Genomic DNA, 12,400 nt, shown 5'->3' on the forward strand with positions numbered 1-12,400 from the left:
ATGTTCTCCCTGGGATGGAGAAGCATCATAGCGTGCAAAAATTCGTATGGCTAACGTATGCCCGGTTAGTGCAAGCACCACCGGGCATCGCAGAGCATTAGCGGCGAGAACGAACGATCTGATAGCGACGGGTAAAATATTCAACCGGCGCGCTCCACACATGGACCAGACGGGTGAACGGGAACAGCAGGAAGATGGTCATGCCTAATACCAGATGTACACGGAAGATCAATGCGACACCATCCAGATGCGCAGACGCGCCCCCCTGGAAGGTCACCACTGACTGTGCCCAGCCTACCAGTTTCAGCATTTCACTGCCGTCAGGATGTTGAGCGGAGAACGGTATAGTGGTCAGGCCGAGGATACACTGAATCAGCAATACGCACAGGATCAGAATATCGGCAGTGGATGAGGTGGCGCGAATTCGCGAGTTTGTCAGACGACGAACCAGCAAACCTGCTCCACCAACCAGCGTCAGCACACCACAGAGGCCCCCTGCAATCATTGCCATTTGCTGTTTGACTGCAACAGGCAGGAACCAGGCGTACATCCAGTGCGGGGTTAGCATGCCGAACAGATGACCGAAGAAGATCCCCAGAATGCCGATATGGAACAGGTTCGACCAAAGCACCATGCCGCGCTTATCGAGCATCTGGCTGGAGGAGGCGCGCCATGTATATTGCCCGTAGTCGTAGCGTAGCCAACTGCCAAGGATAAACACCGTGCCGCACAGATACGGGTAGATGTCGTAAAAAAAGACGTTCAGATACTGTATCATTTCGGGCCTCCCGCACTGACGTCGACATACTGGGGGGCGACGTCCTGGCTAAAGCGTCGTTGATAGTTTTGTAACGGTGAACTGTCACAGGCAGTGGCGTTATCCTCAATGAACTTCACCTGTTCTTCTTCCCAGACCGCATCCAGCGCCTGACGGGTATCATCCCGGGATTCCGCACCCACCTGCTTGGTGACACTGTCACTTGAAAGCGGACTTCCTGCTAAAGTCAGCAGGGCGTCAAACAGCTGATACCATGGTGCCTCTCGCTGCTTCAGGCGACCGCCAAGCAACGCCAGGATTGGCGCCACATTCTGTAATCCCTCTCTGGCTTCGGCTTCAGGCAAAACGCTTAAATACTCCAGATACAATGGCAGGTGATCCGGCAGTTCCCGACAGTCGAGTTGTAGCCCCACCTTTTCGTACTGAGCCAGCAGGTCAACCATCGCCTGGCCGCGATCGCGAGATTCAGCATGCACATGTTCAAACAGCAAAAGCGAGGTGGCGCGGCCCCGGTCAAACACCTCGCACCATTCAGCTTGTTTATCGAGTAACGGAGCGTTTAGCAGTTCCGTTGTAAACCTGGTAAGCACTGGCGCATCGCTGGCGATCAGTTGTAGAGCATCGTCTTTGCATTCCCATAGCAATTCGTCCGGATACTCCATCAGCAGTCCGATAATCTTAAGGATTTGCATTATTCACCCTCCGCTTTATCGCGCACTTCGGTGATATCGATAGCATCAATGCGGCTGCTGTTGAACAGGTTGAATTTGGTGTCGGAACCGTGACAGCCGTCGCCAAAGGTAAAGCCGCAGCCGTTTTTCTCCGGGAAGGCATCGCGAGCCATTTCACGGTGGCTGGTTGGGATCACGAAGCGGTCTTCATAGTTAGCAATAGCCAGATAGCGATACATCTCTTCGACCTGCTCAACGCTTAAACCCACTTCTTCAATAGCGCGGGTATCCGTTACGCCTTCTACTGTTTGCGAACGCATATAGTGACGCATTGCCATCATACGTTTCAGCGCGCGCAGTACCGGGCCGGTATCTCCGGCGCTGAGCATATTGGCAAGGTACTGCACCGGAATACGCAGCGACTCGACGGCCGGCAGAATATTGCCATTGTGCGGCAGGCCACCGGCGTCTGCGACTGACTGAATCGGTGACAACGGCGGCACATACCAGACCATCGGCAGGGTGCGGTATTCAGGGTGCAGCGGCAGTGCCAGCTTCCAGTCCATCGCCATTTTGTAGACCGGTGACCGCTGGGCCGCCTCGATGACGTTGTGTGGGATCCCCTGTTTCAGTGCTTCCTCAATTACCGCCGGATCGTTAGGGTTGAGGAACACATCGCACTGGCGTTCATAGAGATCGGTCTCATGTTCAGTGCTGGCCGCCTCTTCAATACGGTCTGCGTCGTACAGCAGCACGCCGAGATAGCGAATACGTCCGACGCAGGTTTCCGAACATACCGTTGGCTGACCGGATTCAATACGTGGGTAGCAGAAAATGCATTTTTCTGACTTGCCACTCTTCCAGTTAAAGTAGATTTTTTTGTATGGGCAGCCGCTGATACACAAGCGCCAGCCGCGACATTTATCCTGGTCGATCAACACAATGCCATCTTCTTCACGCTTGTAAATCGCGCCGCTCGGGCAGGTTGCCACGCAACTGGGGTTCAGACAGTGTTCGCACAGGCGCGGCAGATACATCATGAAGGTGTTTTCAAACTGACCGTACATTTCTTTTTGTATCGCCTTGAAGTTACGGTCACGGGCGCGTTTTTCAAATTCCCCGCCAAGCAGTTCTTCCCAGTTTGGCCCCCAGATAATTTTGTCCATTCGTTTGCCATCAATTAGCGAACGCGGGCGGGCGGTGGGCTGATTTTTGCTCTCTGGCGCGCTATGCAAATGCTGATAGTCGTAGGTGAACGGTTCGTAGTAATCATCGATTTGCGGAATGACAGGGTTGGCGAAGATTTTAGTGATGACGCCCATCTTACCGCCCAGACGCGGTCTTATCTTACCGTTAACGTCGCGAACCCAGCCGCCTTGCCACTCGTCCTGGTCTTCCCAGTTTTTCGGATAACCAATACCCGGTTTGGTTTCGACGTTGTTGAACCACGCATATTCCATACCTTCACGTCCGGTCCAGACGTTTTTACAGGTGACGGAGCAGGTGTGGCAGCCAATGCATTTATCCAGATTAAGAACCATGCCTACCTGTGAGCGTATTTTCATTTTTTCGCCTCCTGTACCTGATCGCGACCTTCATCATCCAGCCAGTTAATATTTTTCATTTTTCGAATCATGATGAACTCATCGCGGTTAGAGCCGACCGTGCCGTAATAGTTGAAGCCGTAAGCCAGTTGCGCATAGCCGCCGATCATGTGCGTGGGTTTCGGGCACACGCGGGTCACGGAGTTATGAATGCCGCCGCGCATTCCGGTAACTTCAGAGCCAGGAATATTCATGATCCGCTCCTGAGCGTGGTACATCATCGTCATCCCGGGCGGCACGCGCTGGCTAACCACCGCGCGGGCAGTCAGTGCACCGTTGGCGTTAAAGGCTTCAATCCAGTCGTTATCCTCAATACCCAGCTCTTTAGCATCGGTTTCACTGATCCAGACAATCGGACCACCGCGCGACAGCGTAAGCATCAACAGGTTTTCACTGTAGGTGGAGTGGATACCCCATTTCTGGTGTGGTGTCAGGAAGTTCAGCGCTTTTTCCGGGAAACCGTTTGGTGGAATTTCGCGCATTTCACTCACGCTGCGGGTGTCGATTGGCGGACGGTAGGCCACCAGACTCTCGCCGAAGGCGCGCATCCACGCGTGATCCTGATACAACTGCTGGCGGCCAGACAGCGTGCGCCACGGGATCAGCTCATGAACGTTGGTATAGCCGGCGTTATAAGAGACATGCTCGCTTTCAAGACCTGACCAGGTCGGGCTGGAGATGATTTTGCGCGGTTGCGCCTGAATGTCGCGAAAACGGATCTTTTCGTCTTCTTTGTTTAGCGCCAGATGCGTATGGTCACGCCCGGTCATTGCGCCCAGCGCTTGCCAGGCTTTCACCGCCACCTGACCATTCGTTTCCGGCGCAAGCGCCAGGATCACTTCGGACGCATCCAGCGCGGTGTCAATCAGCGGGCGACCTTTTGCCGCGCCTTCACGCTTGGTGTAGTTGAGCTTGCCGAGGAAATCGACTTCCGTCTGGGTGTTCCAGGAGATACCTTTTCCGCCGTTACCCAGCTTGTCCATCAATGGCCCAAGCGATGTGAAGCGTTCGTAAGTGGCGGGGTAGTCCCGTTCCACGACGGCAATATTGGGTGCCGTTTTACCCGGAATAAGTTCGCATTCGCCTTTGCGCCAGTCCTGAATATCAAACGGTTGCGACAGTTCTGCCGGGGAGTCATGCAGCAGCGGTTGCAACACCACGTCGGTTTCCTGTCCCAGATGTCCAACACACACCTCTGAGAACACTTTGGCGATGTCCTTATAAATCTCCCAGTCGCTTTTTGATTCCCAGGCGGGATCAACCGCCGCCGACAGCGGGTGAATAAACGGATGCATATCCGAGGTGTTCATATCGTCTTTTTCATACCAGGTGGCGGTAGGCAACACGATGTCTGAAAACAGGCAGGTGCTCGACATCCGGAAATCCAGCGTCACCAACAGATCGAGCTTGCCTTCGATAGCCGCCGATTGCCACTCCACCTCTTCAGGTTTAATACCCTCGCTTGAGCCAAGTGCTTCACCCTGAATACCGCTTTCCGTACCAAGCAGATATTTGAGCATGTATTCATGCCCTTTACCTGAGGAGCCGAGCAGGTTTGAACGCCAGACGAAGAGGTTACGAGGATGGTTTTTACCGCTGTCTGGTTGCTCGCAGGCCATGCGGATATCCCCCGACTTCAGTGCCTGTGCGGTGTAATCCGCAGGTGACAAGCCTGCCTGTTCTGCCTTCGCTTTTACGGTTAACGGATTTAGGTTGAGCTGAGGCGCGGAGGGCAACCAGCCCATGCGCTCGGCGCGTACGTTGAAGTCAATCAGATGTCCGGTAAACTTCGACGCATCAGCCAGCGGGGAGAGCAGTTCCTGAGCAGTGACTTTTTCATAACGCCACTGGCTGGAGTGATTGTAGAAAAACGAGGTGCTGTTCATCTGACGCGGTGGACGGTTCCAGTCCAGTGCAAAAGCCAGGGGAAGCCAACCGGTTTGCGGACGTAGCTTTTCCTGACCAACGTAGTGCGCCCAGCCACCGCCACTTTGACCGACACAGCCACAAAACACCAGAATGTTAATCATCCCACGGTAGTTCATGTCCATGTGATACCAGTGGTTGACGCCGGCACCGAGGATAATCATCGATCGACCGTGGGTTTTGTGTGCGGTATCCGCAAACTCCCGGGCGATTTGTTCGATATGGCGGGCTGGCACACCGGTAATTTGTTCGCCCCAGGCCGGGGTATAGGCTTTGATTTCGGTGTAATCATGAGCACTGTGAGCGTCATCCAGACCGCGATCGAGGCCGTAATTTGCCAGCACCAAATCGTAAACGCTGACTACCGGACAAAGTGTGCCATCGGCAAGCGTAAGGTGTTTTACCGGCAGCTTACGCACCAGTATAGGCTCCTGCTTGACGCTACGAAAGTGTGGGTTTTCATTACCGCCAAAATAGGGGAAGGCCACCCCGGCAACTTCGTCGTGCTGACCGAGCAACGACAAGGACAGTTCGGTTTCCGTGCCTGCAGCCAGCGCCTCGAGGTTCCACTTACCTTTTTCTCCCCAGCGAAAACCGATCGAACCGTTTGGCACCACCAGTTCACCGGCGCTGTTAAAGGCAACCGTTTTCCATTCCGGGTTATTGCTTTCACCCAGTCCATCGACGAGATCGGAGGCACGCATCATCCGGCCCGGGACATAGCTACCGTCTTCACGGGCATTCAACAGTACCAGCATCGGCATATCGGTATAACGACGGCAGTAATTCAGGAAATAGTCGCTGGGTTTGTCGAGGTGGAATTCTTTCAGGATCACGTGGCCCATCGCCATCGCCAGCGCGCTGTCGGTACCTTGCTTCGGAGCCAGCCACTGGTCGCACAGCTTGGCAACTTCCGAGTAGTCCGGCGTAATAGCAATTGTCTTGGTGCCTTTGTAGCGCACTTCCGTGAAGAAGTGTGCATCTGGCGTACGGGTCTGCGGGACGTTGGAACCCCAGGCGATAATGTAGCTGGAGTTATACCAGTCGGCGGATTCCGGTACATCGGTCTGCTCTCCCCAGGTCATCGGCGATGCGGGAGGCAAATCGCAATACCAGTCGTAGAAGCTCAGACAGGTCCCGCCGATAAGCGAGAGATAGCGCGTTCCGGCTGCGTAAGAAACCATCGACATAGCCGGAATTGGCGAAAACCCAACGACGCGATCCGGGCCGTAAGTTTTCACTGTCCAGACATTGGCGGCAGCAATAAGCTGATTTAGCTCTTTCCAGTTTGACCGGATAAACCCACCGCGTCCACGTACCTGTTTGTAGCTCTGGCACTTTTGCGGGTCGTTCATAATGGATTCCCAGGCCAGCACTGGATCCGGCTGGCGGGAGAGGGCATCGCGCCACAGTTCAATCAGGCGTTTACGCACCAGTGGGTATTTCAGACGGTTAGCGCTATAGAGATACCAGGAATAACTTGCCCCACGAGGGCAGCCTCGTGGCTCATGGTTGGGCAGATCAGGACGGGTGCGCGGATAGTCGGTCTGCTGTGTTTCCCAGGTGACCAGTCCGTTTTTTACGTAGATTTTCCAGCTGCATGAGCCGGTGCAGTTGACGCCGTGGGTTGAGCGTACGATTTTATCGAACTGCCAGCGCTGGCGATAGCTGTCTTCCCAGTCCCGGTTGCTGTGCATCACTTGTCCGTGACCATCGGCAAACGTATCGCCCTTTTGTTTAAAGTAGCGAAAGCGATCCAACAGTTTACTCATGACATTTCTCCTGCTCCGATAATTTTGCCGACAGTGAACCGAACTGCTGGCCTGATGAGTCGCGAGAGCGTTGCTATCAGGAAATTGTGGGCGGCTAAGGTCTTATCCGGCCGACAAAAGCATTCGATCCTGCGGTATGTACGTTGTTATTTTTTTTGTGATTTGCGGCCATAGACCAGCCAGGTCACCAGCACGCAGACGATGTAAAACACTAAAAATATTTTCATAGCGCCAACGGGAGATCCGGTCAGCGCCAGGGATGAGCCAAACGCTTTTGGGATGAAAAAACCGCCAACCGCGCCAATAGCGGAGATAAACCCAAGCGCGGCGGCGGTATCTGTTACCGCTTCACGCTGGGCCTGTTCTTCAGTGCCTCCGCGCAGTTTCACCCGGTAAATTGTGATTTTGCGAAAGATCACCGCAATCATCTGGAAGGTCGATCCGCTCCCCAGTCCTGCGGTCAGGAACAGTCCCATAAACACGAGGTAGAAGGCGGTGAAACTCCCCGAGCCTGAACCTGGCAAGGTGAGAAACAGCAGGCCGCTAAACAACGCCATAAACATGAAGTTGATTAATGTCACCCGTACGCCGCCAAATTTGTCAGAAATAACGCCGCCTGCAGAACGCGCCAGAGCGCCGATAAACGGGCCGAAGAACGCCAGTTGCAGAATATTCACGTCGGGGAACTGGGTTTTTGCCAGCATGGCAAATCCTGCTGAAAAGCCGATAAATGACCCGAAGGTGGCGAGGTACAGCAGGCTTAACAGCCAAAGATGAAAGCGCTTGAGGACCGGTAACTGAGAGGCGATAGAAGCCTTTGAGCTGGCGATGTCATTCATCCCCATACCTGCTGCCAGCGTTGAGAGCAGCAGCAATGGAACCCAAATCCACGCTGCGTTAGCCAGCGACAGTAATGAGCCATCAGGCTGTGGTACGCCCTGTACGCCCAAAAAGGTAAAAATGGGCAGAAAAATAACCAGTGGCGCGATCAATTGCATTACGCTGACGCCCAGGTTACCGAGACCGCCGTTAACGCCTAACGCGCTGCCTTGTTTGGCTTTTGGGAAGAAAAAACTAATATTGCCCATGCTGGAGGCAAAGTTGGCGCCAGCAAATCCACACATCAGTGCAATAACAATAAATACGCCAAACGGAGTAGATGTGTTTTGCACGGCAAATCCGAGCCACAGACAAGGAATAACAAGAATTACAGTGCTGAAAATCGTCCAGCGGCGACCACCAAATATAGGCACCATAAAGGAGTAGGGGACGCGTAATATTGCACCAGAGAGGGAAGGTAATGCGGTTAATAAAAAGAGTTGATCGGTAGTGAAATTAAAGCCAATTTTATTTAAATTCACTGCCACGGCGCTAAATAACATCCAGACGCAGAAGGCAAGCAGCAGGCAACTTACTGATATCCAGAGGTTTCTCCGGGCTATATGTTTACCTTTATTATCCCAAAATGCGGGGTTTTCAGGTTTCCAGTCAGTTAAAAGATAACGATTATTTTTCTCATTTTGTAGTGCCATATTGTCCTCACATGCACACGTCGTTCATGAAAAAAAGAAATAGGCAGAGGAAGAGCCGCGCGAGCTCTTTTTAGAAACTATTGAAAAGTTTTAGGAATATTGACTGAAAGAATAGATAAAAAAGTGCAATAGCGCGGTGTGATGGGGAAATAACGCGTTGTTTAAGTGTTACTAATTGTAAACTTAAAAAGATGTATTGTTAACTCATCTATTAATTCAGCTAAATAGTTCCAGAGTTATCATACGATCCAGATGCCGCGTGAAGGCGGGATCGGCCATTTCCGCAATACCCAGCACATACATGCCATCAAGACCACAGACCAGACCGATTAAACGCCAGGCGACGTCAGCGGCATCCGGTGCGCGGGAAAATTCGCCGGCCTGCTGGCCGCGGATAATGATAGCCGTTGTCTCTTCGTGCCACATTCGCATCGTCAGTAGATAGGCGCTTTTGATTTCAGGATCTTTATCCGCCAGGATTTGCGCTTCGCGCCAGAGCTTGATGTAAGGCTCGAACCCACCTTCCTCGCTGCCGAGCATCGAATGCAGTCGTTCGCGAAAACTAGCGTCTTCACTCACCAGTTCAGCATCGAGCAGAGTACGAATCAGTCGAACAAAAGCCTGGGATTTGAGTTCACCGGCGGAGGTAAAGTGGTGGTGTAACTGACCAGTTGCCACGTTAGCCTCTGAGGCTATTCGTCGCACCGTCATGGCAGTAAAACCTTCTTCCAGCGCCACTCGCATGGCTGCCTGCAGGATCACTTCCCGGCGTTCATCTCGATTCAAATAGCTCATACACCCTCCAGTACCTGTGTTGTTCGCAGTCTAACAAAAAAAGTTGGACATGTGTTCAATTTTCCGTAGGATCGCCAAAGCTGGACATGTGTCCAGTTTTAGTTTGAAGGGATTTTTATGTTTCGTCAGTGGTTAACGTTAGTGATTATTGTGCTGGTCTACATCCCTGTTGCGATTGATGCAACGGTGCTGCACGTTGCCGCGCCCACGCTAAGTATGACGCTGGGTGCCAGTGGTAACGAGCTACTGTGGATCATCGATATTTATTCCCTGGTAATGGCAGGGATGGTCTTGCCGATGGGGGCACTGGGCGATCGCATCGGTTTTAAACGCCTGCTGCTATTGGGTGGAGGGTTATTTGGTCTGGCGTCGCTGGCCGCAGCGTTTGCACCTACTGCCGGCTGGCTCATCGCCACCAGAGCGGTGCTGGCCATCGGTGCGGCGATGATCGTACCGGCGACGCTTGCCGGCATTCGTGCGACCTTTGCCGAGCAACGCCACCGCAATATGGCCCTCGGTGTCTGGGCGGCAGTGGGTTCCGGTGGTGCGGCATTTGGTCCGTTAGTCGGCGGCATGCTGCTGGAGCACTTCTACTGGGGATCTGTATTCTTAATAAATGTCCCGATTGTTCTGGTCGTGATGGCATTGACCGCGCGTTACGTTCCGCGCCAGGCAGGACGTCGCGATCAGTCGCTAAATTTCGGTCATGCGATAATGTTGATTGTCGCTATCTTGTTGCTGGTTTATAGCGCCAAAACTGCGTTAAAAGGACATATCGCGACCGGTGTGATTGTACTGACGTTGTTGGTTGGCGCCCTGTTGCTGATGCAGTTTGTTCGCATCCAGCTTGCTGCTTCGCGCCCAATGATTGATATGCGTCTATTTACGCATCGCATTATCCTTAGCGGCGTTGTGATGGCCATGACCGCGATGATAACGCTGGTAGGTTTTGAGCTGTTGATGGCTCAGGAGTTGCAGTTTGTTCACGGTTTAACACCGTATCAGGCGGGGCTGTTTATGTTGCCGGTGATGCTGGCGAGCGGATTCAGCGGACCGATCGCCGGAATGTTGGTATCACGTCTGGGATTACGCTGCGTAGCAACGGCAGGTATGGCGCTGAGCGCAGTCAGCTTTTACGGACTGGCAATGACAGATTTCAGCTCCCAGCAGATACAAGCCTGGATTTTAATGGCCTTACTGGGTTTCAGTGCCGCCAGTGCGCTATTGGCTTCAACCGCAGCTATTATGGCGGCAGCCCCGGCTGAAAAAGCGGCAGCAGCAGGGGCGATCGAAACCATGGCCTATGAACTGGGTGCCGGACTGGGGATCGCTATTTTTGGTTTGTTGCTGAGTCGCAGTTTTTCCGCATCGATTCTGCCACCTGCCGGACTTAATCCGCAGGAACTGGAGCGCGCTTCATCATCGATGGGCGAGGCGGTTCAATTAGCGCATTCGCTTCCACCTTCCCTGAGTGACGCGTTGCTTGCAGCTGCCAGAGAAGCGTTTACCTGGTCTCACAGCGTGGCATTGAGCAGCGCTGGCAGCATGCTTATCGTGTTAGCGGTAGGGATGTGGTTCAGTCTGGCGAAGGTGAATAGTCAATAACTAGTGGGCTAGATGACAGGGGTAATCCATCTCTTCGACTTCTTTTCCACTCAGACGAGCATATTGCCCCGTCAGTCTCCAGAACGCAGGTTGTGTTTCAGTATAGATTTCTGCCGCTAAAATCAGGCGGCGGCGATCTACCTCGTTAAGTTCGAGTAACGTCCACGGAATAAAATAGCGATCGCTGTCGGTCAGCGTAAACCACAGTGGGCAGCCGCAACCTGAACAGAAAAAACGTTCTCCACGCGTTGAAGAGGGAAAGTGCGAAGGTTCGATTGACTCTGGCGACATCAGCGGATGACCACTGGCTTCCAGATACATGGCGATGCCTCCTGACCACTTCTGGCACAGCGTGCAGTGGCAGGCATAGACATCAAGCATTTCGACGTTAACGGTAAAATGACTTTGTCCGCAAAGACAACGACCTGTGAACGTCTGCACGGCATACTCCTTATGACCGAGTCTACTTCAAGAGAAAAGCCAGCCCGAAGTGGACTGGCTTTGCATTCAGACTACAACAAAATTAGAACTGGTAGTTCAGGCCAACAGCCACAACGTTGTCGGTGCTTACACCAGCAATACGAGTGAAGTTGTTGTCATCCAGCAGGTTGATTTTGTAATCAACGAAGGTGGACATGTTTTTGTTGAAGTAATAGGTAGCACCCAAGTCTACGTATTCAACCAGATCCTGGTCACCGAATACAGCGATGTCTTTACCTTTGGATTTCAGGTAAGCAACGGACGGACGCAGACCGAAGTCGAACTGGTACTGAGCAACAGCTTCAAAGTTCTGAGCTTTTTCAGCGATACCGTTAACATTGGAACCGTAGGTGGTCATGTTGCGGGTTTCAGAGTAGGTGGTTGCCAGGTAGATGTTGTTCGCATCATATTTCAGACCAGCAGCCCATACTTCAGCGTTCTCACCGTTAGCTTTGAAAATGCTGCTACGGTTGTTCTGAAGGTCGGTACGGTCAGATTTTGCATAGGTAGCACCTACGCCAAAACCTTCGTATTCGTAAGTAGTAGACAGACCAAAGCCGTCGCCGTTAGCTTCTTGTACGTTGCTACGGTCGTTTTTGCCCTGGTACTGAGCTGCGAAGTTCAGACCTTCAACCAGACCGAAGAAGTCGGTGTTACGGTAGGTTGCAACGCCGGTAGTACGGCTGGTCATGAATACGTCAGTCTGGGTCCAGGTATCACCACCGAACTCAGGCAGAACGTCGGTCCATGCGCCGATGTCGTACGCTACGCCGTAGTTACGGCCGTAGTCGAAAGAACCGTATTCAGCGAATTTCAGACCAGCGAATGCAAGACGGGTTTTATCGCTGTTAGAACCACCGGTGGATTCAGCACGGTTACCTTTGAATTCATATTCCCACTGACCAAAACCGACCAGCTGGTCATTGATCTGAGTTTCGCCTTTGAAGCCCAGACGCGCATAAGTTTTGTCACCATCGCTTCCGTTATCATCAGAGAAGTAATGCTGAGCGTGAACTTTACCGTACAGATCCAGTTTGTTTGCGTCTTTGTTATAAATCTCAGCTGCGTTTACCGCACCTGCTGCCAACAGGGAAGTCACTGCCACTGCAACTAATTTAAGTTTCATTCTAAATAATCCTTATAATTTTTTCTTGGTGTGATTCCTAAACCATTGCTAAACGAAGGTGTTCGTCAATGGCAAACCATTTTTAAATGACGTTGTGGTATGAGTTCAATA

General features: G+C 52.5%; 9 protein-coding genes. 1 reads left to right on the forward strand and 8 read right to left on the reverse strand.

Annotated elements, in window-relative coordinates; genetic code table 11:
- Positions 1-97 precede the first annotated feature (97 nt).
- The 6 genes from narI to OGY01_RS07195 form a co-directional block, all read right to left on the reverse strand.
- A complete protein-coding gene (gene narI, locus OGY01_RS07170) occupies positions 98-778 on the reverse strand; it encodes a respiratory nitrate reductase subunit gamma (RefSeq protein ID WP_045443008.1) in 681 nt (226 codons plus the stop codon).
- A complete protein-coding gene (narW, locus tag OGY01_RS07175; protein ID WP_225760930.1) occupies positions 775-1,470 on the reverse strand; it encodes a nitrate reductase molybdenum cofactor assembly chaperone in 696 nt (231 codons plus the stop codon). The genes narI and narW overlap by 4 nt, the downstream gene beginning before the upstream one ends.
- The gene (gene narH, locus OGY01_RS07180) at positions 1,470-3,014 is read right to left on the reverse strand and encodes a nitrate reductase subunit beta (RefSeq protein WP_045443002.1); all 1,545 of its coding nucleotides are present in this window, start codon (positions 3,012-3,014) and stop codon (positions 1,470-1,472) included. The genes narW and narH overlap by 1 nt, the downstream gene beginning before the upstream one ends.
- On the reverse strand, positions 3,011-6,751 hold the full coding sequence (locus tag OGY01_RS07185) for a nitrate reductase subunit alpha (RefSeq protein ID WP_048221432.1): 3,741 nt from the start codon (positions 6,749-6,751) through the stop codon (positions 3,011-3,013). The genes narH and OGY01_RS07185 overlap by 4 nt, the downstream gene beginning before the upstream one ends.
- A gap of 146 nt (positions 6,752-6,897) precedes the next feature.
- Positions 6,898-8,283: a NarK family nitrate/nitrite MFS transporter gene (locus OGY01_RS07190; RefSeq protein WP_045442996.1), complete on the reverse strand. Its 1,386-nt coding sequence runs from the start codon at positions 8,281-8,283 to the stop codon at positions 6,898-6,900.
- A gap of 216 nt (positions 8,284-8,499) precedes the next feature.
- Positions 8,500-9,078 (reverse strand): TetR family transcriptional regulator, encoded by a 579-nt coding sequence (locus OGY01_RS07195; RefSeq protein ID WP_286492719.1) that lies wholly within the window; start codon positions 9,076-9,078, stop codon positions 8,500-8,502.
- 117 nt (positions 9,079-9,195) lie between these two features.
- On the opposite strand from OGY01_RS07195, the gene OGY01_RS07200 reads away from it, so the two are divergent.
- Positions 9,196-10,683 carry an MFS transporter gene (locus OGY01_RS07200; RefSeq protein ID WP_045442990.1) on the forward strand — a complete coding sequence of 496 codons (1,488 nt, stop codon included), beginning with the start codon at positions 9,196-9,198 and terminating at the stop codon, positions 10,681-10,683.
- Here the strand turns inward: OGY01_RS07200 and OGY01_RS07205 are convergent, their stop codons facing one another.
- Both OGY01_RS07205 and ompC read right to left on the reverse strand, forming a co-directional pair.
- Positions 10,684-11,124: a GFA family protein gene (locus tag OGY01_RS07205; RefSeq protein WP_045442987.1), complete on the reverse strand. Its 441-nt coding sequence runs from the start codon at positions 11,122-11,124 to the stop codon at positions 10,684-10,686.
- 82 nt (positions 11,125-11,206) lie between these two features.
- On the reverse strand, positions 11,207-12,289 hold the full coding sequence (ompC, locus tag OGY01_RS07210) for a porin OmpC (protein ID WP_045442984.1): 1,083 nt from the start codon (positions 12,287-12,289) through the stop codon (positions 11,207-11,209).
- Positions 12,290-12,400 lie beyond the last annotated feature (111 nt).

It is taken from the genome of Citrobacter sp. Cm038, assembly GCF_030333105.1.
GTDB classification, from domain to species: domain Bacteria; phylum Pseudomonadota; class Gammaproteobacteria; order Enterobacterales; family Enterobacteriaceae; genus Citrobacter; species Citrobacter murliniae.